This is a genomic window from Bifidobacterium sp. W8110, assembly GCF_016101375.1.
GTDB classification, from domain to species: Bacteria; Actinomycetota; Actinomycetes; order Actinomycetales; family Bifidobacteriaceae; genus Bombiscardovia; species Bombiscardovia asteroides.
The window spans coordinates 154,619-178,518 of sequence record NZ_JACFQO010000001.1; the positions used below are offsets into that span (position 1 = coordinate 154,619).

Sequence of the window (23,900 nt, forward strand, 5' to 3'; positions counted from 1 at the left end):
CCGATGGCATCGGCCACCTAGGGAGAAGACAGCGTGCGACTATCTCCTTGCGTTGAACCAACCGGTCAGGTACTTGCGATGCACCTTCAGGCCAAGCAGCGGCCCAAGCTCGGACTCGATCGGCTTAAGCACGTATCTGTCCAATTCGCTAGACCTGTATGACTTCAGCGCTTCGAGCAGTCGGCGGAAGTCCTCAAGGCCGGCTTTCCACACGCCGGTCTTTCTGAATTGCTTCAGCCCCCTGTAGCGCTCTTGGCGTAGCTGGAACACAGTCCGGTGAACTCGGCCAACTCGTTGAACAGAAACGCATAAGGCTGGTTGACCGCCAATCAACGGACGGGTTTCTCAAGTCTTCTGTCTCTTGCTTTACTCGGACAACGATCATCCTTAGTGCAGCTTTCCGCGCGCATACTTGGCATGGATGCCTGCAAAAACAGCAACCGGTCATTCCGAACCAGTAGAAGATTATGTGAGCCCTGTGCCCGCCAGTTAAGCGGGCACATGCGTAAATGGGCGTGAGCTGCTTCGATGATTTGCCGAGAGTATGAAATCCACCCGGGACACTGATGGTCGTGCATGGTTCTCAATGCGTCAAAATCAGCAGTGGCTGGCATAGAATATTTATGCCGGTTTAAGTGCGGTCGTGTTGATGGTGACACGCGGTTGGGGCTGGCGCGATATCGGATTTCAACGAATCACTTGAATCAATGGAGATCATGAGCGCTTCTCGGCCTAGTGCCATCACCTGTTTCTATTGAATGATGCCCGTGCCTTGGCCCTTGTATGACCGGTTGGGAGGAAGGGGCTCCAAGACGGCATCGAGAGAGGGGTGAAGGGCCGAATGGAATATTCGCTCATGACCAAGCTGGCCGCTGAATGTGTCGGCACTGCCATATTGATGATCTTCGGCAACGGCGCGGTCGCCGATGTGGATCTGGAGGGCACCAAGGGTCATCATTCCGGCTGGCTCACCATCGCCATGGGTTATGGCTTCGGAGTCATGTTTCCTGTGCTCATGTTCGGTGGTGTGTCCGGGGCCCACATCAACCCGGCCATGACTCTGGGACAGGCCGTCATCGGCATCTTCCCCTGGAGCCAGGTTCTGCCGTATATTCTTGCGCAGTTGATTGGAGCAGCTCTGGGCCAGCTGGTCATCTATGCCTGCTATTTCCCGCACTACCGCATGACCAAGGAGCCGGCACCGATTCTGGGCACCTTCTGCACTACCGATGCCTCGGGATCACCGGTCAATTATTTTATCAATGAGTTCTTCGGCACGCTGGTGCTGGTCCTCGGAGCCCTTTGCTGCCTACAAGGTCCGTGGGGGTCTAAGGGGTTGGCTGCCGCCTCCATAGTTGTCGGCTTGATTGTTTGGGGGCTGGTCACCTCTCTGGGCGGTCCCACCGGCCCTGGCCTGAACCCCGCACGTGACCTGGTACCGCGCTTCCTGCACTGGATTCTGCCCGTGCCCAATAAGGGGGACTCACGCTGGAACGAGGCTTGGATACCGGTGGTGGCCCCCATTATTGGTGCCATCGTCGGAGCTGTGATTTTCAAGAGTCTTTTCGCTGCCTGATCGGCTGCTCGGTGAGAACAAGGTCCCGGATCCCATCTTGGAGGCTCAAAACCTTATCTATCGCGTTGCCACGCTTGAATGGTTCGTCCTGCCATGGATATGATTGACCATATATGCCCGATTCCTCGCAATGAGTGCATCGGAGATGGGAAGGCAGGTACGACCATGGGGCGTCTTCAAGGTAGGAAAGAGCGCGAGCCGTTTGTACTCGAGCATGCCAGTATCGCGACCGGTGATGAAAAAGGCACGGTCCAGAAGGATATGTCTGTTCTGGTGTCCGCGGACGGTCGGATAGAGCAGGTCTGCCCGACTTCGCTGGCTTACGTGCCTTCCGGATATCACCGGATCAACGCTACGGGCAAGTTTGTGGCCCCTGGACTCATCAATGCCCATACCCATCTCTTCGCCGATGGCAAGCCCTTGTCTGGCGGTACGGATTTGTCACCGCGTGTGGTCGATGCCGGTTTGAAGGTGGTGCACAGCCCCGCCGGCAAAGTCCTGATGGATGCCAGGATCAAGGGCAATGTCTCCACGCTGCTGAACTCGGGAGTAACGACCATTCGTACCCTGGGCGATGTGGGCTATGAGGCGGTTCGCCTGCGTGACAAGATTGATGCCGACGAGCTGACCGGCCCGCGCATGCTGGCTGCCGGTCCCCTCCTGGCGATTCCCGGGGGGCATGGCGATCCCTTCATCGCCCTGTCCTGCTCCTCTCCCGAAGAGGCCAGACGTCGGACCAGGGAGAACCTGGATCATGGTGTCAATGCCATCAAGGTGGCTGCGACCGGCGGTGTGACCGATGCCACCAAGCTAGGCGAGGCCGGCAGCCCACAGATGACCGAGGAGGAAATGGCCGCTGTCTGCGATGAGGCCCACGAGTTTGGTGTGCTGGTCGCAGCACACGCCCAGAGCCCCGAAGGGGTCAAGGCCGCTCTCAAGGCGGGCGTGGACACCATCGAGCATGGCAGTGCTCTGGATGACGAGATGATCGGGCTCTTCCTCGACAATCCGCGCTCGCTTCGTGGTTTCTCTGTCCTGGACCCCACCCTGTCCGCCGGATTGCCGCTGGTCAAGATCAGCCAGCAGGAGCTGGGAATCAACGACATAGTCCGTGGCAATTCCGAGCTGGTAGTCGACGGCATGGTCAAGAGCGCCAAGCAGGCTCATGAGAACGGTATTGCCGTCGGCGTCGGCACCGACACCGGCATGACCTTTGTGCCCCAGTACGGCACTTGGCGGGAACTCGACTATCTGGTGCGGTACGCTGACTTCACCCCGGCTCAGGCCTTCCACGCCGCCACACAGGTCAATGCCCGAAACCTGGGCTTCGACAATGTCACTGGTTCGGTCGACACGGGCAAGGATGCGGATCTGATCGTCCTTGACGAGGACCCTGCCAAGAATGTGCGGACCCTGTCTGATCCCAAGCTGGTCATCGTCCGCGGCAAGCCGGTCTGGCGGCCCGAGGTCAAGCATTTCGAGGAGATTGATCGCCTGCTCGATAGCTTCTGATCCTCCGGGGCCCCGTGGATAGCACCATAGGGATTTGATGATCACACCCTGATCAGCTATGCCTGTATCTTAGCTGGCCTGATCGGGGTGCAACTTTTCTTTGCATTAGCCAGCCTTCCTATCGAGAAGTTGGATTTTCAGGATGGACTGCCTTTGGCGTTTGTTGTGCGTATTAGCCTGGTCAGTTGAGCGGTAACTGAGCGGGTGCTTTTATTGTCATCGCCAATCAACCCTGCTGTTTTCGCGGCTCATTGTTTTGAGAGATTCAACCTTTGGCAACAGACTATGCACCGATGTGCATAATATGAATGCGCATTCATCTATCATGAGATGCTCAATTCTTGACATTATGCTTATTTCTTCGTATGGTGATAATGCAATCGCAACCACTATAAAGCGCGTTGCTATAAAATCCGGATGGAGGACTCAATGATGAGTAGCAGACAAAAGGGAACTACTGCAATTGCAGCAGTTCTTTCAGTATTAACACTTACAACCATGTCGGCTTGCGGTAAAGTCGACAGCTCAAAAGCGAGTGGGAACGTATCTATCGCATGTTCCCAGCAGGAGGATTTCTGCCAGGCAATCACCAAGGCATTTGCCAAGTCAAGCGGTATAAAGACCACGTATGTGCGCTTGGGTGCTGGTGAAGTACTGGCCAGGTTGGCAACGAATCCTGGTGAGTTCGATGTCTGGGCGGGCGGTCAGGCTGAAAATCACCTGTTGGCCGACGACAAGGGTTGGATCGAGCACTATGTGCCGAAAAACACCACCACCCTCGCTGCCGAATACAAAGATGCCAAAGGAGCATGGACTGGTTTCTATACTGATTCAATCGCCTTTTGTTCCAATACTTCCGAACTCAAAAAGAAAGGCACAAAGGCTCCTACCTCTTGGAATGATCTGTTGACCGATAATCTGAAAAGCAGTGTGGCCATGCCTCATCCGGCTACTGCAGGCGTGGGTTATATGGCTATGTACACTCAGGCCCTTCTGCACGGCGGGGATCGGCAGGCAGCCGTTGACTACTTCAAGAAGCTTAACGGCAATGTGATGCAGTATTCCAAGTCCGCAGCCACAGGAACCGAGCAGGCCGGTCGTGGGGAAGTGACAGTGGCGATCGCTCTTGATTCCGACTGCCAGAAAGCCATCAAGGCGGGGTACTCGGATCTTAAGACCACATATCCTGCCGAAGGAACTGGTTATGAGGTCGGTGCCCTCTCCGTTTTGAAGAATGCGCGGAACAAGGCCAGCGCCCATACCTTTGCTGACTGGCTGATGTCGACCGATGCGCAGAACCTCTACGCAGGTGTGCCTTCTTTTGCGGCCCCCACGAACCCCAAGGCGAAGATCAGCAAGGATGTGCTCAAGCAGGACACTGTCAACAAGGTGAATTGGGACGTCCGCAAAGCAGCAGATGCCCGTGATGCCTTTATCAAGTCCTTCGAGAGTGAAGTTGCATCCTCCAAGGACGCCAAGTGATGAAAGTGATGAATAGACGAGACAAGCGACCTCGGGAGAGTGTCTCTGTCTGGGTCATCCTTGCCTGCGTCCTGGTTGTTCTGATTCTGATTTTGGGCATTCCGGTCATCAGATTGCTAACGGCTGCCTTCGGGGTCACCGGGCGTGCTGCCATGGTTGGAGCCTTTGCCAATCATGGCGAAACCTTCGTGCATAGTATCGTTCTGGGACTTTTGGTTGGTGTCTGTGGGACTTTTCTGGGCTTTGTCTGTGCCTATGTTCAGACTTTCGTCAAGATACCAGGCAAAAAAGTATTGCACTGGTTGACCTTGCTCCCCACAATCTCACCTCCTTTTGCTGCAGCCACAGCCATCATCACACTTTTCGGCAAGCGGGGTATGGTGACTAACGGACTTTTTGGCTTGGAAGTGAATATCTATGGCCTACCCGGACTCGTCATGGTCCTCACCATGACTTTTACCCCGGTTGCCTATCTGAACATCAAAGGCATGTTTGAGAATCTGGATCCTGCCACCTTCGAGGCAGCATCAAGCCTGGGTGCTTCAGAGTTCCAAACCTTGTTCAAGGTCACCATACCCATGGTCCTCCCTTCGATGTTGTCGTCATTCTTGGTCCTGTTCGTGGAGGGTATCGCTGACCTGGCCAATCCTCTTGTCATCGGTGGCGATTATCGGGTGTTGGCTAGCCAGATCTACTTCGCAGTCGCAGGGTCCGGCGACGTGGCAGGTGCAGCCGGTGTTGCTTTGGTGCTCCTTGTGCCGGCTTTGACGGTATTCTTCATACAGAAGTACTGGGCCAACAAGAAGTCAGTCGTGACTGTAACAGGCAAGCCGGCCGGCTCATTGAAGCCGGTCAGATCCAAGACCGTGCTGACACCCATGTTGTTGTTCAACTTCTTGTGGATACTCCTGGTAGCCATGGTGTATCTGACTCTTCTGGTCGGAGGCTTCGTCAAGATACTGGGAGTGGATAATACGTTCACCTGGGATCATTTCACCTTCGTTCATTCTTTGGGTGCTGATGCCATCGGAACAACTCTGATCCTGACGCTTATCGCGGCGCCTCTGGCTGCCTTGTTGGCCCTTGCTATTGGCTGGTTGGTGGTTCGCCATCTGCCCAGGTTCGGACGTTTGCTTGATTTGTGGGGAATGCTGGGTGTTGCCATTCCTGGAACCGTTTTGGGTCTGGGATTTGCTTTGGCCTATTCCCAGAGCACAGTCCTGTTTGACTATGAGATACTGCCGCCATTGGCTGGAGGGCTCGCAGTCGGGGGTGGAGCTATCGCCATTATTATGGTCTTCGTTGCTCGTGGTGATCCTACGGGACAGCAGGCATTCATCTCGGCTCTGCAGCAGATCAATCCACAAGTGGAGGAAGCGGCCACCTCGCTCGGGGCCAGCCCGCTCACCGTAGTCCGCAAGGTCACGCTTCCTCTGATGAGTTCAGCCTTGGTCACGGCCATAACCTACGGCATTACCAAGTCCATGACGACTATAACGGCGATCATCTTCATAACGACCCCTGAAACCAAGGTCATGACCTCTCAGATTCTCGATGAAGTGGATGCAGGGCGATTCGGCAATGCATTCGCCTATTCCAGTCTGTTGATCGTCCTGGTGCTGGTCGTACTGGGTATAGCCAATATTGCTCTTCGTCAACTCAACCATTCAACGAGGTCTGTATCATGACAAGTTCAGAAAAAACTATTCGGAAAGGCAGCGCGCAACTGTCCGAAAGCAATAACAAGGTCGGAACCTTGGTGCTCAAAGGCATTTCAAAGGTGTATGCGTCGAAAAAGGGAGGTTTCCGGGCAGTTGATCACACGGATTTGACGATTGATCCAGGGACTTTTGTCACTCTTTTGGGCCCTTCTGGCTGCGGCAAGACCACAACGCTGCGTATGATCGCTGGATTCGAACAGCCCACCGAGGGCGACATACTTCTAGACGGTAAAAGCATCCTGGATATAAGCGCTGACAAACGGCCCATGTCCATGGTCTTCCAGTCATATGCGCTTTTCCCTCATTTGACCGTTCGTGGCAATGTGGAGTTCGGGCTGAAACTGAAGCGGATGGACAAACAAGCTCGTCGAGTCAAGGTCGACGGAGTGCTCGACATGATGGGCATCAAGCACTACGCTGAGCGCTATCCCGATCAGCTCTCGGGGGGACAGCAACAACGTGTGGCTCTGGCTAGAGCACTGGTCATGGAGCCTAAGATCATTCTCTTCGACGAGCCCCTCTCCAATCTGGATGCCAAGCTTAGGGTCAAGATGCGCGCGGAAATCCGCGATCTTCAGCGTCGTCTTGGCTTAACAGCCATCTTTGTCACCCACGATCAATCCGAGGCATTGACCATGTCAGATGTGATTGTTGTCATGAGCGCCGGAAAAGTCGAACAGGTGGGCACTCCTTGGGGGATTTACCATAGGCCTGCCAACAGATTCGTTGCCTCATTCCTGGGGACCGGCAACTTCATTCCCGGTATTGTTCAGGAGGTTCTGGATACTGGTCAGGTTGATGATGGGAACGTCGCTCAGGGTCTGCCTCCGGCCGCTTGCTATAGGTTAGATACGGATTTAGGGACCATGGAAGTTAGCGGCGTCCCAGGATTCGCTCCTGGTGACCAAGTCGAGGTCATAATCAGGGCTGAGAATTTGCTGGTAGGTGCGCAGTCCGAGGGAGATGGCGTAAAGATACCTGGGGCTGTCGTATCTTCGGCTTTCGACGGTGAGGTGGTTCATTATCAGGTCAAGACCCAGGCTGGTGAGTTGACGGGTAGCGCGCCTGGTGCTGATATACCGGTCTCCGCCGGGACCAAGCTCCCCTGTGTTGTTGAAACACGCGCACTGTGGGCTGTAGCTGACCAAAGGAGTGGTCAGAAGCAATGAAGCGGTTTTTCGATCGGCCTGATACCAAGTGGCGCAATTTGTCCGGGGCATTGCATCTTTATGCGTTACCGGATGAGACCGATCCCGTGCTATCCAGGCTGAGCCAGGAGGATGCACGGATCGGCCAGTGGCCTGGTCTGTCCCTGCAGCCCCCTCGCTTCATACATATGACCATGCAACGTTTGGATCTGTATCGTGAAGACCTAGATCAAGTCGCTTGGGAGCGTATGCTCGAATCTTTGGGAAGAGCCAGCTCCAATATTGACCCCTTTGTCATCCATTTCGCCCGACCCTGTATCAGGGATACGGCAGTTGAAGCTCTGGGGGAGCCTGTCGCACAATGGCAGAAGGCCGTTGCTGCTATACGAGGTGCCTTATGTTCCGCTGGACTCGAGAGTGCATTGACCGATGAACCGTTCGGTCCTCATTACACCTTCGCCTACTGTCGGAAAGATACCTCGACTGGTCAGGATGCACAGTTGGCGCAGAAGCTGGAACGTAATTGCGAGCCCCATACTTGGCAGGTTAATACTATATATTTAGTGGCTGTGAAGCAGTATCTAGATGAAGGCGTCTTCCGCTTTGAACGGCTTCATTGCTGGCCATTGGGCATATGATTATGAAATAAGGGCGAAAAGCAGGGGGAGCGCAGTGGAGCATCAGCACCGTGTGAGTATGGCGGATATAGCCCGTGTGGCCAAGGTGTCGCCATCCACGGTGTCGCGGGCTCTAAGCGGCCATCCGAAAGTCAGTGATACGGCTAGAAAGCTGGTATTGGAAACCGCGGATCGGCTGGGGTATGTTCGCAATTTGGGTGCCGCCTCCTTGGCCTCTTCCAAGTGTGATGCCATTGGTCTGCTGATTCGTGATGTGGGCAATGAATTCTATGGCGGCCTGGCTTCCTGCGTGCAGTACGAGACTGACGACACTGGTCTTAGCTTGCTTCTGGCGCTGAGTGAGGACAGTCTGGAGAGTCAATTGGCCGCTGTGCGCAACCTTCTTGGACATGGCGTGGGAGGCATCATCATTGCTTCCGGCCGTATCTCCTCGCAGACAGCGGATTATGCTGCAAAATTCGTGCCTACTGTCGTACTGGCTACTGGTTATGACATGCCATCTTTTAGCTCCGTTCGTATAGATCCCAGGTGCGAGGGGAGTCTTGCCAGGCGTGTTGTGGAGCAGGGCCATAAAAAGGTGGCCGTGACGGCTTCGGCCGATGTTCTCGCTTCGGCCCTGCATGCCAGGACGGCTAATTTCTTGACAGGATTGGTGGTTGCTGGCGCGCAAGCCACGATTCTTTCCCTGCCTTCGCATGTCGAAGATGTAATTGGTGCAGAGGTGGACAAGGCCATTGATTCCGGTGTTACTGCCATTATGGCCGGTAATGATTCCATTGCGCTCTCCATCCTGGAGCATCTTGATGCAATTGGGGTCAGTTGCCCCGGGTATGTATCGGTCACAGGATTTGATGGAGTAGGCACGTACCGATCCCCGCTATTGGGGCTGACGACCATGGAGCAGCCGGTTGGCGAGCTGGCTCGGGCTGCGGTATCCCTGATGAAGGATCTTCTGGACAACGATTCTGGACAACCTCATCAGGTGTTGGTTGACGGCAAATTTGTTGTTGGAAGGACGCTAGGTCCCGTAAGGAGCGAGCAATAGCCGATCTATCTGATGGTTCCCCGATGACCGGATGTTATGTAAGTATGTCGGTATGCACAAGGGAGAACCGAGAACGGACCAGATCGACAAAGCCATGGTCGTAGGAAGGTTGGCACCTTCGCCGACTGGACGGATGCATCTGGGTAATGTCTATGCATGTCTGGCGGCCTGGCTGGGTGTCAGGTCGCAAGGGTCTGGCGGGGTCCTGCGGCTTCGCATCGAAGACATAGATACGCCGAGGGTGGTCAAGGACGCTGATCGTTGGATCATGGATGACCTGGTCTGGCTGGGATTGGATTGGGATGGCGAGGTGGTCTACCAGTCCCAGCGCTCCGATGCCTACAGCCAGGCATTGATGTTGTTGGAATCGCAGCAATTGGTTGGCGGGCAGCCCCTGATCTATCCCTGCTTCTGCTCCCGCGCCGACATCCGCGCGGCATCGGCACCGAATGAAGGCGACGGGTTCATCGTTTATCCGGGCACCTGCCGAGGACTTTCCCCTCGGATGGTCAGCGAAAGGCTGGCTCGGGCGCAGAGGCACAGCCTCCGGATTGCAGTCCCTGATCAGCCCGACGAGTCGGATGCCATCTGTCGCTTCCACGATCTGATTTTTGGCCCGCAGTCCTTCAACTTGCCCAGGCAGGTCGGTGATGTGGTCGTCAGACGTTCGGACGGCTTGGTTTCCTACCAGTTGGCGGTGACGGTGGATGACCTGGCCATGGGCGTCAATCAGATAGTGCGAGGACGGGACCTGCTGAGGTCCACGGCCATTCAGATGTGGATCCGGAATCATCTTCAGCCGCAGGCTCCTGGTGTTCAGTACGCGCACCTGCCGCTGATTGACGGCGTGGACGGCAGGAGGATGTCTAAGCGCTTCGGATCGCCGGACCTGGGGTCACTCAGAAGGGACGGCTGGTCACCCAGGCAGGTGTTGGGGATTTGTGGCTGGCTGATGGGGCTTTTGGACCGTCCTAGACCTGCAAGCGCGCACGAACTGCTGGATGGTTTCACGTGGAACACCCTGGCCGCTGACCGCAAGGACCGACAGCTAAACCTGAGCGAGGTGAACGTTTCTGATGTAAAGCCGAGTCTGTAAGCTCTCCAATCCTGAGTTCCGTTCCTCCTTTCCGGCATCTGCTTTGTCCCGGGCTTGCGGGCTGGCCGGTATGAGCCACTGGCTACCATGGCCTCAGTCAAAGCTTCCGGTTTTTTAAGGAGGTAGCGGGTCATGGTCGCCTATATGGACCACAAGGATCTGGGCAATCGGCGGATTAGCAGTGAACGGGCCGTGCAGATCGCGGATGGGGTCAAGCGAGTGGCTGAAAGGATCGCCAAGGCGGAGGACTCCGCCGGTCGAAAAGAGGGTTCGGTGACTCTGCTGGCGGCCACCAAGACACGCGATGTGGGCGAGATCATGGCAGCCATTGATGCCGGGGTGCGTCGGATTGGCGAGAACCGTCCACAGGAGGTGACCGCCAAAGCCCAGGGATTGCTGGAACTCTGTCGGGACAGGGGGTTGGCCCTTGGTGTTGATGCGACAGACAATGACTCATCCAGCCTGGGCTTCCATCTTATTGGGCAGCTCCAATCCAACAAGATCAATAAGATCCTGCCATATGTCGATACGGTCGAGTCGGTCGATGGGCCCTCGCTGGCCCGAAAGCTGGCCACGCGGGCACTGGCTGCGGGCAGAACCGTGGGCATACTTCTGGAGGTCAACGAGTCTGGCGAGCAGGCCAAGTCGGGATGTGCCCCCGACCAGGCTCTGGATCTGGCCTATGAGCTGGCCGCTATGGAGGGAATCCGGCTTAAGGGCCTGATGACCGTCGGTGCACACGTGGACGACGAGGCCGTCATCAGGAGCGGATTCGCCCATTTGCGCGGCCTGCGCGACCGCATCAGGGATTCTGGGCAGCCGGGCACTGACACCTGCACCATGCTGTCCATGGGAATGACCGGAGACATGGAGTATGCGGTGGCTGAGGGATCGACCGAGGTCCGTGTAGGCACAGCCATCTTCGGCCCGCGGGCTTTTATCTGAGCAGACACTGTCTGTTTCGGAACCCGATCCTGTCAAGAGGCCCCGCCTGGGGCTAGACTGTGCCCTATGAGAATCGCGCGTTTTTCCTACAAGGACACCCCACGATATGCTTTCGTCCAAACTGACAAGCAGGACGGCAAGGACTACCTGGTAGAGCTAAGCGGCTACCCCCTGACCGGTCAGCAGGTCGAACCCACCGGCAAGCGCTACCCTCTGGACGACGAGGATGTGCGGCTGCTGGCCCCGGTCATCCCCTCCAAGATCTACGGAGCAGCCAAGAACTACCGCGCTCACGCCGCCTACATGGCCGAACATGGCCAGTCCTCGAATCCTGAGCCACCGGAGAAGCTCATGCTCTTCATGAAGCCTTCCACCTCGGTCATTGGTCCTGACGACCCCATCGTCAAGCCCTCTTATAGCAAGGACATGAACTACGAGCCCGAGGTTGCCGTCGTCATAGGCAGGATGGCGCGGAAGGTGAGCGTCAACGAGGCCATGGATTATGTGCTGGGTTACACCTGCGTCAACGATGTGACCCTGCGCGATCTGCAGAAGAACGATCCTATGTGGACCCGTTGCAAGGGTTTTGACACCGCCTGCCCCCTCGGGCCTTGGATCGAAACCGACCTGGATTATCGGGATGCGAAGATATCCTTCAAGCTCAACGGGGAAGAGGTGCCCGAGGCCAGTGGCACCACCGCCAACCTGATCCACTCCATTCCCGAACAGATTGCCTTCATTTCCAGCTTCGCCACCCTGTTGCCCGGCGATGTCATCATGACCGGTACCCCGCACGCCACAGGTTCCTTGAAAAACCGGGACGAGGCTACGGTCCAGATAGAGGGAATCGGCTACCTGCGCAATGTGGTCATCGATGAGTAGCAAGTAGCAGGAAAACAAATAAGGTAAAAACTTGAGTCGAATGGGCTCAAGTTTGGGAATAGGTGTCCTCCTTCCGCTGTTGTAGAAGACAGATGAACCCGTGACGGGGTCTGATTGAGTAATTCGGCTGGCCCCGCCGAAGAATGTTGGAGGATGCTCTATGAACGAAAACTTCACCACCATGGCTCAGCAGGCCATCGGCGATGCTATCCAGTCGGCCTCGGCGGCCGGAAACCCCCAGGTGGATGTGCTCCATCTGTTGGACTCTCTGCTGCGTCAGCAGTCCGGCGTGGTACCTGGACTGATTCAGGCCGCAGGCGGTGACAGCCAACGAGTGGGTGCAGAGGTCCGTCAGGCCTTGGTGGCTCTTCCGTCAGCCAGCGGATCCACGGCCTCGCAGCCTGATGCCAGCCGTCAGCTCAGCATGGCCCTGGCCCAGGCCGAGAAGGAAATGCAGGCCATGGGGGACGAATACGTGTCCACCGAGCATCTGCTCATCGCCATAGCCCAGGGTCCCTCGCAAGCTGCCGATATTCTGAATCGGAACGGTCTGCAGGCCGATACCCTGCGCAAGGCCGTGCCCCAGGTGCGCGGTGGCGCCAAGGTGACCAGCCCGGATGCCGAAGGCACCTACAAGGCCCTGGAGAAGTACTCCACCGATCTGACCGCCCAGGCCAAGGAGGGCAAGCTGGACCCGGTCATCGGCAGGGACCAGGAGATTCGTCGTGTCATGCAGATTCTGTCCCGGCGGACCAAGAACAACCCTGTCCTCATCGGCGAGCCCGGTGTGGGCAAGACCGCCGTGGTCGAGGGTCTGGCCGAGCGTATCGTAGCGGGGGATGTGCCCACCACGCTACAGGGCAAGAGGCTGATCTCACTGGACCTGAGCTCCATGGTGGCCGGCAGCAAGTACCGCGGTGAATTCGAGGAACGACTCAAGTCTGTCCTCAACGAGATAAAGAGCGCCAACGGTCAGATCATCACCTTCATCGACGAGATCCATACCATCGTCGGTGCTGGTGCAGCCGAGGGATCCATGGATGCGGGCAACATGCTCAAGCCCATGCTGGCCAGGGGTGAACTTCGCCTGATTGGCGCCACTACCTTGGACGAGTACAGGGAGAACATCGAGAAGGACCCGGCTCTGGAGCGCCGCTTCCAGCAGGTCTTCGTGGGCGAGCCCTCCGTGGAGGACACCGTGGCCATCCTGCGTGGCCTCAAGCAGCGTTACGAGGCCCACCACAAGGTGACCATCGGGGATGATGCCCTGGTGGCTGCGGCCACCCTGTCCAACAGGTACATCTCAGGTCGTCAGTTGCCCGACAAGGCCATCGACCTGGTTGACGAGGCCGCTGCCCACCTGCGGATGGAGTTGGACTCACAGCCGGAGGAAATCGACGAGCTTCAACGTCGCGTCACCCGTCTGGAGATGGAGGAGATGCAGCTGAAGAAGGCCGATGATCCGGCCTCCAAGGACCGTCTGAGTAAGCTGCAGGCCGAGCTGGCGGACTCCCGCGAGAAGTTGGGTGGTCTCAAGGCCCGTTGGGAGAACGAGAAGGCCGGCCACAACAAGGTCGGCGACCTGCGTGCCCAGCTGGATGCCAAGCGGGTCGAGGCTGACAAGGCCACCCGTGAGGGGGATCTGGAGAAGGCCTCCCGCATCCTCTACGGGGAGATTCCCGGCATTCGCAAGCAGCTGGCCCAGGCGGAGAACGCGGCCGAGCAGGCCAAGAACACCTCCAATGACGCTGGTCCCGATGGAGCCGACATTGCCGGAGGTCCGGCCCAGGAGCCCATGGTTCCTGACCATGTTGATGCGGATTCCGTGGCGGAGATCGTCTCCGACTGGACCGGTATTCCTGTGGGACGGCTCATGGAAGGCGAGAACGAGAAGCTCCTGCATATGGAGGACTACCTGGGCAAGCGGGTGGTCGGCCAGCAGGAGGCCATCCATGCAGTCTCCGACGCTGTCCGACGCTCGCGTGCCGGCATCGCCGACCCTGACAGGCCCACTGGATCCTTCATGTTCCTGGGTCCCACCGGCGTTGGCAAGACTGAGCTGGCCAAGGCCCTGGCTGACTTCCTCTTCGACGACGAGAAGGCCATGGTCCGCATCGATATGTCGGAGTATATGGAGAAGGCCTCGGTCTCTCGCCTGATCGGCGCTGCTCCAGGCTACGTGGGCTACGAAGAGGGTGGCCAGCTGACCGAAGCCGTGCGTAGGCGGCCCTACTCGGTGGTCCTCTTCGACGAGGTGGAGAAGGCCAACCCTGAAGTCTTCGATCTGCTCCTGCAGGTTCTGGACGACGGAAGGCTGACCGATGGCCAGGGCAGGACGGTGGACTTCAAGAACACCATCCTGATCATGACCTCCAACCTGGGCTCGCAGTTCCTGGTCCGGGACGACCTGGACGAGGAAGGCAAGCGCAAGGCCGTCATGGATGCTGTACAGGCCAACTTCAAGCCCGAGTTCATTAACCGGCTGGACGATCTGGTCATTTTCCATCCGCTGACCCGCGACGAGCTGGGCTCCATTGTGGACATCCAGGTCAAGCAGGTGGCCCAGCGGCTGACCGACCGGCGCATCACCCTGGATGTCACCGACTCCGCTCGGGAGTGGCTGGCCAACATGGGCTATGACCCGGCCTTCGGCGCCCGACCTCTACGTAGGCTGGTGCAGACCGAGGTCGGTGATCAGCTGGCCAGGATGCTGCTGGCTGGCAAGGTCCACGACGGCGACACGGTCCTGGTGGACCAGACCGGCGGCGACCATCTGGAGCTGACCGCTTGGCCCACCGAGAATCTGGTCGACGACTCGGTCACGGTCGACGATGTGACGGCCGATGGCGATGCCGGCGATGGCGGACGTGATGGTGGTCGTGGCCGTCATGCCGCACGGGGCGACGATCAGGGTCAGTCCCAGTCTCGCTGAGATCGATTAGGGCCGGTACCCGGATAATTTCCGGGTGCCGGCCCTTTTTGTATCATGTATTGTGCTCTGTGGATTCAATCCATAGCGGCCGCTGGATCCCTGCCCTCTTGTATGGACTCCCACTGGCTGTCAACGATGACCTGGGGGCGACGCGCCGCGACTGTCGGAAGCTGGTCCGTGTCGATCAGGGCCAGGTGCAGCCAGCGACGGCGCAGGTGCCGCAGCCGATGCAGACGGCGAACGTTGATCATGGCCAGGATAGTGGATAGGGCCCCTGTTACCGCTGCAATCATGGGGTTGAGCATCCAGCCTAAGAAGGGTTGGCAGATTCCGGTGGCAATCACCAGGGCGATGATGTTGTAGACAGTGGACCAGGTCAGGTTCTGCCTGATGACCCGGGTGGTGGCTCGGCTCAGTTCTATGGCCCTGCTGGTCCCGTCCAGGTCGCCCTGGTGCAGGATCAGGTCCGGCTGCGGCAGGTCGATGTCGTCCGAGGCATCGTCCGTGTCGGTCTGGAGTTTTGGACCCAAAGTGATACCTACCTGAGCCTTGGTCATCAGTTTGGGATCCGCTGTGGTCCCAGCCGCCAGAGCCACCAGGCTGGTTCGGCCCTGCCTCCCGGCGGATTCGGTGTCTTGACCGGTTCGATCCGCTGAAACGCCCCTGCTGGTCCGGGTCAGGTCGTGATTGAGCCGATCCATGCACTCGCGCTTGCGCTCGGGGGTCAACCGGGTGATCAGCATATCTACGCCCGCCTGACGGGCGGCCCGTTCAATCCTGTCGTCCGGCTGGCGGCTCCCATCCAGGATCAGGCTGCTTACTCGCAGGGAGCGTAGATGGGTGGCGGTCCGGGTCAGGGATTCCGTGTGGACACCTTGGCCCTCTGAATCGTCAGGATCCAGCAGAGAGGAGTCGTCCAGAATCAGCGTGCGCACCCGGCCCAGGTGGTTCATGGCTCGTGGCGAGGTGAAGAGCAGACCGTGGGCCAGGCCGGTCTCCAGACTGGTTCGGAAGGCCATGGGGATGGTCATGGCTGCGACGGCAGGACAGGCGATGGTCAGTACACAGACGGCATTGCCTACAGCATGGGCCAGGTGGGGCTGCGGACCCAGCATGAGCCAGACCATGAATGTCCAGATGGCCACAATCATGATCAGGGCGATGGCTGTGTGGACGATCCGATCCATCCTGCGCATGTCGGGGGAGCGTTCGACCAGGGCCTGGGGGATGATCTTGACGAGCCTGTCTGCATAGGTGTTGTCGCCGGCGGCATCCACGCGGATGGACAGTCGACCTTCCAGAATCTTGCTGGAGGCCAGGATCCGGTCGCCGGGTCCACATGGCCGGGGTCGGTCGCCGCCGGTCAGCTCGCTGTCGTCCACCAGGGCCGATCCTGACTCTACAACACCATCGGCGGCCGGGCGCTCTCCCGTGCGCACCAGGAGTAGATCGCCTGGGTGAATCCGGTCACGTGCAAGGATCTGGGCGGGGACTGTCTGCGGATGCTCGGAATCGGCCACCAGCCCTGAAGCTGGCCGTATCTCCGTCAGATGGTTCAAGGAGGCCACTAAGGATGCTTCCATTCTGGTCCCGATGACCCGGGCCAGCAAGAGGAGGGTGATGACTACGCCTATCAGATCGAAGTATGGGGATCGGGAGCCCTCCGGCAGCAGGGATCCGGCCAGACAGGTGGCCAGGCTGTACAGGTAGGCCAGGCTTGTGGCCAGCATGGCCAGGAGATCGGGGCTGCAGCGGTGCTGGGTCATGGCCTTCCACCCGTCCATGAGTATTCCGCGGCCGCAGTAGAAGATGACCGGGGTTATCAGAATAGCCTGGACCCAGGGGCTGGTCAGCCAGGAGGGAATCAGATCGGGGCCGAAACGATCGAACAGATCCAGAACCAGAACAGGCGCGGTCAGCAGGGCGCTTACGATGGTCGGCCTGAGCAGGCGGTGGCTGCGAGAGTCCAGATCGGCCCCCCATTTGCCCCAATCCTCGGGATCACGCCAAGGACGGTTGGCCGTGGAGTCTACGGCTGCATTCTGGTCGCTGACATGAGCCGACGGCATAAGGAAGTACCAGATGATCAGCCAGGTGACCGCACAGGCCACGACCAGATCGGCTATCGCCAGGAAGATATCGATACCCACGGATCTCCTTCGGTCTTGCTCCAACCCCTCAATATTTCCTATTCTGCCCGTCACTGCGGCCCGACACCGGACTTAAGGCCGATTCCTTGCGGAAAAAACGAATTCTCGAATTATCGCCGACTGTTCACCGTGTCGACTTGGCTTTCGGGTCCAGTACTGGAAGTTTACTAGAACATATGTTCGATTCTACGTCATCGGTGGTCATGGTGGTGCTTCTCCTGCTGATTGGTATTTTCTTGGGAGGACTGGCCGGGTATGTGCTGGGTCGCGCCCGGGGTCGGAGGGCCGTCGGCACGGGGTCTGACAGCCAGGTGGATGAGCTGCGCTCGCAGCTGGACCAGGCTCAGGAACGGCTTCACGGCTCCGATGCGGCTCTGGTGGAGGCGCGGACCAAGGTGGATGGTCTGAACCGCGAGCTCTCCTTTGTCAAGTCCCAGCTGGCCCAGGCTCAGCAGGCCGAGCAGATCAGAATCGAGCAGGAGCGCCGCCGTGCACAGGCTCAGGAAGAGGAGAAGAGACGTAGGCAGGCTCAGAGCATGGAGGAGGAGAGCAAGGTGCTCTCGGCCCTGGCCCCCGTGCAGAAGAATTTGGACGCCCTCCAACACAAGGTGGCCCAGATCGAAGAGGGCCGCAAGCAGGAGATGGGCTCCCTTGGACAGCAGCTGAAGAGTCTGGGCGAGCAGCAGGGGAGGCTGGACAAGGAAACCAGCTCTCTGGCTTCGGCCCTGCGCAACAACAAGGTGCGCGGCGCCTGGGGCGAGGCTCAGCTCAGGAACATCGTCGAGTCCGCTGGTCTCTTGGAGCATGTGGACTTTGACACCCAGGTTGTGGTCACCGCCTCGGATGGCCGCGTCCTGCGCCCCGATATGGTGGTCCACCTGCCAGGCGGCAAGACCATTCCCATCGATGCCAAGGCCCCTTATTCCGACTACCAGCGGGCCTGCGAGATTCCCGACACCGCTTCGGATGATGAGCTGCGCCGCCGGGACGAACTGCTCAAGGCGCATGCCCGGGCCCTGCGAGAGCACGTCAAGGCCCTGGCCGACAAGGAGTACTGGAACGCCTTCGAAACAGCCCCGGACTTCGTGGTGGCCTTCATACCCAACGACTCCCTTCTACAGGCCGCACTGGAGGTGGACCCCACCCTGATGGACGATGCTTTTGCCCAAAAGGTGGCTCTGACCTCGCCGGTGACCCTTTGGGCTGTGCTCAAGTCGGTGGCCTACGCCTGGCAGCAGCAGAACCTGTCTGAAGACGCCCGAACCCTCTTTACGTTGGCCCATGAGCTCTATGACCGCTTTGTGGTCCTGGGTGATCGGGCCAACAAACTGGGCCGTTCCATCACTGCCACGGTGACCGCCTACAACAAGTTCGCCTCCTCTTTGGAGTCGCGCGTTCTGGTTACCGCCCGCAAGCTGCAGCAGATGGACCCCTCCAAGGTCATCGATTCGGTCGACATGATCGATTCAGACAAGGGCAATATCAGGGAGCTGACCGCGCCGGAAGTTTTGCCCGACCAAGGGCAGTGAGTGCCGCTTAGGGGCCTCCGGCGCTAGTCTGATAAGCATGAACGAGGCAACGAAGAGACAAGAGGGTTCATCATTCAGACCCACTGGATCACCAGATCTCGTCGGGCGCAGATCCGACATGGACCTGCCTGAACCGGTCGATCAGCTGCGTGAACTCCTGGCCCGGGAGATCGGCGGGCGTCCCTTCACCGAGCTGAGCGGGGTCACCTTCCACCACCGCGGGGCCGAACTTGCCGGTCATGTTCTTCTGGACACCCTGGAGGATGCAGGCTATTCAGTCGACGACTTCGATGCGGTCGGGGCCCTGACCACCGCTGCCGTGCCACTGGCTGATGCCATGCTCCATGCCGCAGCTTCGCGAGGGCAGGATCTGGATGCTTTCGTCATGGACTTCGTCTACCCCTCCATCAAGGGCCCGTCCATCGAAGGCAGGAGGGTCATCCTGCTGGATGCCTGGCTGGGCCGGAAATCCTACGTGCAGACCTCGTCCTTGGTTACCTTGGGCAAGAATAACGAGCTCAATCTTGACTGCGGGATCATTCAGCGTCAGGGCGCGAAGACGCTGGCCATCGCTTCGCTGGTGGGTGGTCGGACGGACGGCAGCATTCAGGTGGTGGATCCGGTGGACGGATCCCGGCAAAGGCTGCCTTTCATCTGCGCCTACCAGGAGGATCAGTTCGTCGGCACGACCGACGATTCCCCGGAGCGATCATGAGGGAGCCTGATCCAGTGACCCGAGCGGCCATGGCCTCGGATGAGCCGGTCTTCCGTGAGGTGGGGGTCGGACCCTGGCAGGAAGAGCATCCTGAGCTGCCCAGGCCGACGGATCCGCGCTATGACTCTGAACTGCTGGAGCAGGGGGATCGCCGCAATGTCCTGGATCGGTACCGTTACTGGAAGGTCGAGGCCATTCGGGACGACCTGGATCGCCGGGGCCGTCATGATTTCGAGGTGGCTGTGGAGAACTGGACCCACGATTTCAATATCGGATCCATGGTCCGTACAGCCAACGCCTTTGCCGCACGCCGCGTCCACATAGTCGGTCCCCACAAATGGAACCGTAAGGGCTCGTTGATGACCGAGCTTTACCAGCACGTGGTTCACGACCCCGACATAGCAACCATGACGGCCAACCTGCGAGAAGAGACAGCTGGGCTGGGGGAATCCATGCCCCGTATGATCGCCATCGACAACGTGTCCGGGGCCGTCCCAATGGAGACCTACCGTTTTCCTCGTCACTGCCTGCTCATGTTCGGTGCCGAGGGGCCTGGCCTGTCTGAGAAGGCCTTGGAGCTGGCGGACGATGTGGTCTACATCTCCCAGTTCGGATCGGTCCGCTCCATCAACGCCGGTGCCGCGGCTGCCGTGGCCATGCACTCCTGGGTCTGCCAGCATGCCGGGGTGGCGGGTCAGTCAGAGCAGGGGACCCTGCCATGATTGTCGCCGACTCGCTGACCAAGCGCTTTGGCTCCCGCAAGGCACTGAACCGTGTCTCATTCACGGCCAGGGACGGTCGGGTGACCGGGTTTGTGGGGCCTAAAGGCGCCGGCAAGTCGACCACACTGCGCATTGCACTGGGGCTGGTTCGTCCTGATTCGGGCAAGGTCCTGTTCGATGGCCAGCCCTTCGTCCGGCTCTCATCGCCCATGCGGACAGCGGGAGCGGTACTGAATCCACGCAACGCCCATCCCGCCTGCAAGGCCAGGGAACACCTGATGGCACTGGCTGCGGTCAATGGCATTGATCACCACCGGGTGGACCGGGTGGTGGAGATGGTTGGCCTGCAATCGGTCGCCGACAGGCCGGCGGGTTCCTTCTCTCTGGGAATGAGTCAGCGACTGGCCCTGGCCGCAGCCCTTCTGGGTGACCCACACAACCTGGTTCTGGATGAGCCCCTTGATGGGCTGGACCCAGAGGGAGCCGAGCGGGTGAGGGACATCTGGCGCGGTCTTGCCTCACGGGGCAGGGCAGTCCTCCTAAGCTCCCGTAAGATAGACGAGATGGCTCGAATCGCCGATGATCTGGTCATCATCGCCAAGGGACGGATCCTGGAGAGAACGACGGTGGCCCGGTTCATTGGTGAGCACTCCAGTGACTCTCTCTATGCGGTGACGCCGCAGCCCGACCAATTAAAGGCCGCCCTGGCCACGGCGGCCGGAATCAGCATCACCCGTCTGCCGCCAGACGAGAGCTGTCCGCCGGATGCCGCCCGCTTCCGCATCCAGGGTGCGCCCCTGGCTTCCACAGCCTCGATTCTGGCCCAGGAGGGTGTGGTGCTCTATGAGTTTCAGCAGGAGGAGGTTTCCCTGGAACAGGCCTACAAGGATGTCATCCATGGCAGAGGGGATGCGCGGCCATGAGTGCCGACAACGGTCGCCAAGTCCGCCGGAGCCGACGAGAGGTACCCACGGGACCTGATAAAGCAACCCCACGGCATGGCTCCGCCTTTACCCGGCTGCGTCGGACCTCGCGGCTGTCCCTCCTGGATTTGCGTCGGCCCTCCGGTCAGTTGACCCTTTCAGGGGCGGTTCGAGGGGAGCTGCGCAAGATGTTCTCCCTGCGATCGACCCGGGTTCTGCTCCTGATTGTCATGTTCCTACAGCCGTTGAGCACCGGTCTGATGGCTGGCCTGGATCGGCAGACCGATCACCTCCTGGCCCACCTATTGCCTGCCTCCAGCGACCTTTTCTGGTCGGCAGTCGTTTTCGGCCTGTTTCCGGGCATGTTTGTGGCGGGCATTCTGGGGGTTCTGGTCCTTACGCGTGAGTTTTCCGGCGCCACCATTGAGAGCACGCTGACGGCCAATCCTCGTCGGGGCATGGTTCTGATGGCCAAGGGCTTTGCCTTGGCCTTGCTGACTTGGTTAGCGGCACAAGCGGGCCTGCTGCTCAGCTGGATCCTGGCAACCCTGCTTCTGTCAGGCAGATCTGGTGCCTTGTCCGCCTCCAAGCCCGGGCTCGCTCTTGTCGATCTGCTGGGCGGACCGCTCATGCTGGTCCTCTTTGCTTTGATGGGCCTGGGTCTGGGTGCCTTGAGCCGATCCAAAGTCGGCGGAATCGGCCTGTTCCTGGGGCTGACCTTGATCCTGCCACTGATTCTGGGCCTCCTGCGGGGTTTGAGCCTTCCTGTCGGCTGGCTGCGGCTCCCCTTCAGGCTGACCCCAGCCAGCCTGCTGGGCACCTTCCTCTCGGGCATGGGCCGGGTGACAGGGACAGGCATCGGATGGTGGCCGACATGGTGGCAGGCGGGCCTCATTATGATGGTCTGGACGGCTCTATCCTGTGCTTTGGGAACCCTGGTCTTCCGGCGCGCGGACATCGGTTGAGCCTGCCTTTTGCGTGTCATAGAGCACCCATATGATAAGAGGTATGCCAACTTTTACACGTGAAGAGATCAAGCACTTGGGCGATCTGGCCCGTATTGCTTTGACCGATCAGGAGGCTGACCGCCTCAAGGGCGAACTCAACGTGATCGCCGATTCCATCACCAAGGTTCAGGAGGTGGCCGGCGACGACGTGCCTCCCACCGCCAATCCCATTCCTCTGGAGGCCTATCTGCGCCCTGATGAGGCTGAGGAACCGCTGACCCAGGAGGCTGCACTTTCAGGGGCGCCGGTCACCGAGTCGGGCATGTTCGTAGCCCCGCGCATTCTGGGTGAGGAGTGAGACGATGAGCGCACAGGAAGAATTGGTCAAGCAATCCGCCTCCGATATGGCCGCACAGTTGCGGTCGGGGCAGGTCTCCAGCCGTGAACTGGTTCAGGCTCATCTGGATGTGATTGAGGCTGCCGAGCCCAGCATTGATGCATTTCTGCACGTCAGCGCCGATCAGGCCCTGGAGCAGGCTGACGCCTTCGACCAGCGCCTGGCTCATGATGGGGCCGAGGGGCTGCCGGAACTGGCCGGCGTTCCCATTGCCATCAAGGATATGATCGTCACCAAGGGCATTCCCACCACGGCTGCCTCCAAGATCCTCGAGGGATGGGTGCCGCCTTACGACGCTACTGTCATCAAAAAACTCAAGGCCGCGGGTATGCCTATTCTGGGCAAGACCAACCTGGATGAGTTCGCCCAGGGGTCTTCCACTGAGCACTCGGCCTTCAAGCCCACACACAACCCCTGGGACACCGAACGGGTCCCCGGCGGTTCTGGTGGCGGCTCGGCCTCGGCTGTCGGCGCTTTTGAGGCTCCGCTGGCCCTGGGTACCGACACCGGCGGGTCCATTCGCCAGCCCGGATCTCTGACCGGCACCGTGGGTGTCAAACCCACCTACGGTGGTGTCTCTAGGTTTGGGGCCATAGCCATGGCCTCCTCCCTTGATCAGATTGGTCCGGTTTCCCGGTCAGTGCTGGATGCGGCACTGCTGCAGGAGGTCATCGGTGGCTATGATCGTCGTGACTCCACATCCATTCCCAAGCCGGTTCCCCCTCTGGCCCAGGCCGCGCGGCAGGGTCAGAAGCGTGACCTGAAGGGCCTCAAGGTGGGTCTTGTCAAGGAGCTGGGTGGCGAGGGCTACCAGCCTGGCGTCGAGGCCCGCTTCAACGAGGCTGTCTCGCTACTGGAATCCATGGGCGCTCAGGTGGTTCAGGTCTCCTGCCCGCACTTCCCCTACGCTCTGGCTGCTTACTACATCATCATGCCCTCCGAGGTCTCCTCCAACCTGGCACGTTACGACGGCATGCGCTACGGCCTGCGGGTCATGCCCCCCGAGGGCGTTCCCCAGACGGCCGCCAACATGATGGCCGCTACACGCGAGGCCGGGTTCGGCGACGAGGTCAAGCGCAGGATCATCCTGGGTATCTACGCCCTGTCCGCCGGTTACTACGACGCCTGGTACGGCTCGGCCCAGAAGGTCCGCACCCTGGTCATCCGCGACTTCGAAAAAGCCTTCGAGCAGGCCGATGTCCTGGTATCGCCGACTTCGCCGACCACGGCCTTCCGTTTCGGCGAGAAGATGGACGATCCGCTGGCCATGTACCTGAACGACGTGGCCACCATTCCGGCCAACCTGGCCGGAACCCCCGCCATGTCGATTCCCGCCGGGCTCAGCGACGACGGGCTGCCTGTCGGCTTCCAGTTCTTCGCCCCCCAGATGCGCGACGAGGTCATGTACCGGCCTGCCGCTGCACTTGAGGCGGCCCTGGAGGAGCAGTGGGGAGGGCCCATCTCCCGGAAGCTGTCCACCCCCTGGCTGGATGGCCTGGATCAGGGATCGACCAAGTAGGCATCGGAAGGAAACGGAATC

Annotated in this window: 20 protein-coding genes; 18 read left to right on the forward strand and 2 right to left on the reverse strand. The window is 59.3% G+C overall.

Going from position 1 to position 23,900, the window contains the following annotated elements; translation table 11 throughout:
- Positions 1-39: 39 nt before the first annotated feature.
- Positions 40-270 carry a replication initiation protein gene (locus H3T88_RS00635; RefSeq protein ID WP_332461004.1) on the reverse strand — a complete coding sequence of 77 codons (231 nt, stop codon included), beginning with the start codon at positions 268-270 and terminating at the stop codon, positions 40-42.
- Between the two features lie 571 nt (positions 271-841).
- On the opposite strand from H3T88_RS00635, the gene H3T88_RS00640 reads away from it, so the two are divergent.
- The 11 genes from H3T88_RS00640 to clpB all read left to right on the forward strand — a co-directional run bounded on the left by H3T88_RS00640 (position 842) and on the right by clpB (position 14,977).
- Complete coding sequence (locus H3T88_RS00640; RefSeq protein ID WP_198203209.1) at positions 842-1,576, forward strand: MIP/aquaporin family protein; 735 nt, start codon at positions 842-844, stop codon at positions 1,574-1,576.
- Between the two features lie 165 nt (positions 1,577-1,741).
- On the forward strand, positions 1,742-3,088 hold the full coding sequence (locus H3T88_RS00645; RefSeq protein WP_198203210.1) for a metal-dependent hydrolase family protein: 1,347 nt from the start codon (positions 1,742-1,744) through the stop codon (positions 3,086-3,088).
- 432 nt (positions 3,089-3,520) lie between these two features.
- Positions 3,521-4,570 carry an extracellular solute-binding protein gene (locus H3T88_RS00650; protein ID WP_198203211.1) on the forward strand — a complete coding sequence of 350 codons (1,050 nt, stop codon included), beginning with the start codon at positions 3,521-3,523 and terminating at the stop codon, positions 4,568-4,570.
- Positions 4,570-6,258: an ABC transporter permease gene (locus tag H3T88_RS00655; RefSeq protein ID WP_198203514.1), complete on the forward strand. Its 1,689-nt coding sequence runs from the start codon at positions 4,570-4,572 to the stop codon at positions 6,256-6,258. Before H3T88_RS00650 ends, H3T88_RS00655 begins: the two co-directional genes overlap by 1 nt.
- On the forward strand, positions 6,255-7,460 hold the full coding sequence (locus H3T88_RS00660) for an ABC transporter ATP-binding protein (RefSeq protein WP_198203212.1): 1,206 nt from the start codon (positions 6,255-6,257) through the stop codon (positions 7,458-7,460). The genes H3T88_RS00655 and H3T88_RS00660 overlap by 4 nt, the downstream gene beginning before the upstream one ends.
- The gene (locus H3T88_RS00665; RefSeq protein ID WP_198203213.1) at positions 7,457-8,077 is read left to right on the forward strand and encodes a 2'-5' RNA ligase family protein; all 621 of its coding nucleotides are present in this window, start codon (positions 7,457-7,459) and stop codon (positions 8,075-8,077) included. Before H3T88_RS00660 ends, H3T88_RS00665 begins: the two co-directional genes overlap by 4 nt.
- Positions 8,025-9,122: a LacI family DNA-binding transcriptional regulator gene (locus H3T88_RS00670; protein WP_198203214.1), complete on the forward strand. Its 1,098-nt coding sequence runs from the start codon at positions 8,025-8,027 to the stop codon at positions 9,120-9,122. Before H3T88_RS00665 ends, H3T88_RS00670 begins: the two co-directional genes overlap by 53 nt.
- Positions 9,123-9,216: 94 nt before the next feature.
- Positions 9,217-10,218, forward strand: a complete 1,002-nt coding sequence (gene gluQRS / locus H3T88_RS00675; protein ID WP_198203515.1) for a tRNA glutamyl-Q(34) synthetase GluQRS — start codon at positions 9,217-9,219, stop codon at positions 10,216-10,218.
- Between the two features lie 132 nt (positions 10,219-10,350).
- Positions 10,351-11,163, forward strand: coding sequence for a YggS family pyridoxal phosphate-dependent enzyme (locus H3T88_RS00680; protein ID WP_015022524.1), 813 nt, complete (start codon positions 10,351-10,353; stop codon positions 11,161-11,163).
- Positions 11,164-11,229: 66 nt separating this feature from the next.
- The gene (locus H3T88_RS00685; protein WP_015022523.1) at positions 11,230-12,045 is read left to right on the forward strand and encodes a fumarylacetoacetate hydrolase family protein; all 816 of its coding nucleotides are present in this window, start codon (positions 11,230-11,232) and stop codon (positions 12,043-12,045) included.
- A 160-nt stretch (positions 12,046-12,205) separates the two neighbouring features.
- Positions 12,206-14,977, forward strand: coding sequence for an ATP-dependent chaperone ClpB (gene clpB, locus H3T88_RS00690; RefSeq protein ID WP_198203215.1), 2,772 nt, complete (start codon positions 12,206-12,208; stop codon positions 14,975-14,977).
- Positions 14,978-15,051: 74 nt separating this feature from the next.
- On the opposite strand, the gene H3T88_RS00695 is transcribed toward clpB, so the two are convergent.
- Positions 15,052-17,127 (reverse strand): P-type ATPase, encoded by a 2,076-nt coding sequence (locus H3T88_RS00695; RefSeq protein WP_198203216.1) that lies wholly within the window; start codon positions 17,125-17,127, stop codon positions 15,052-15,054.
- A 176-nt stretch (positions 17,128-17,303) separates the two neighbouring features.
- Here H3T88_RS00695 and rmuC point away from each other — a divergent pair, with 176 nt between their 5' ends.
- From rmuC to gatA, 7 genes are all read left to right on the forward strand, one after another.
- On the forward strand, positions 17,304-18,656 hold the full coding sequence (rmuC, locus tag H3T88_RS00700; RefSeq protein ID WP_198203217.1) for a DNA recombination protein RmuC: 1,353 nt from the start codon (positions 17,304-17,306) through the stop codon (positions 18,654-18,656).
- A gap of 118 nt (positions 18,657-18,774) precedes the next feature.
- Complete coding sequence (locus tag H3T88_RS00705; protein WP_232347045.1) at positions 18,775-19,371, forward strand: orotate phosphoribosyltransferase; 597 nt, start codon at positions 18,775-18,777, stop codon at positions 19,369-19,371.
- Positions 19,368-20,093 (forward strand): TrmH family RNA methyltransferase, encoded by a 726-nt coding sequence (locus tag H3T88_RS00710; protein WP_198203218.1) that lies wholly within the window; start codon positions 19,368-19,370, stop codon positions 20,091-20,093. Before H3T88_RS00705 ends, H3T88_RS00710 begins: the two co-directional genes overlap by 4 nt.
- Complete coding sequence (locus tag H3T88_RS00715) at positions 20,090-21,016, forward strand: ATP-binding cassette domain-containing protein (protein WP_198203219.1); 927 nt, start codon at positions 20,090-20,092, stop codon at positions 21,014-21,016. The genes H3T88_RS00710 and H3T88_RS00715 overlap by 4 nt, the downstream gene beginning before the upstream one ends.
- Positions 21,013-21,981, forward strand: a complete 969-nt coding sequence (locus H3T88_RS00720; RefSeq protein ID WP_198203220.1) for a hypothetical protein — start codon at positions 21,013-21,015, stop codon at positions 21,979-21,981. Before H3T88_RS00715 ends, H3T88_RS00720 begins: the two co-directional genes overlap by 4 nt.
- A 43-nt stretch (positions 21,982-22,024) precedes the next feature.
- Entirely contained in the window at positions 22,025-22,321 is a 297-nt protein-coding gene (gatC, locus tag H3T88_RS00725; RefSeq protein WP_015022515.1) for an Asp-tRNA(Asn)/Glu-tRNA(Gln) amidotransferase subunit GatC, read from the forward strand.
- Between the two features lie 4 nt (positions 22,322-22,325).
- The gene (gatA, locus tag H3T88_RS00730) at positions 22,326-23,879 is read left to right on the forward strand and encodes an Asp-tRNA(Asn)/Glu-tRNA(Gln) amidotransferase subunit GatA (RefSeq protein WP_015022514.1); all 1,554 of its coding nucleotides are present in this window, start codon (positions 22,326-22,328) and stop codon (positions 23,877-23,879) included.
- The last annotated feature ends 21 nt before the right edge of the window (positions 23,880-23,900 follow it).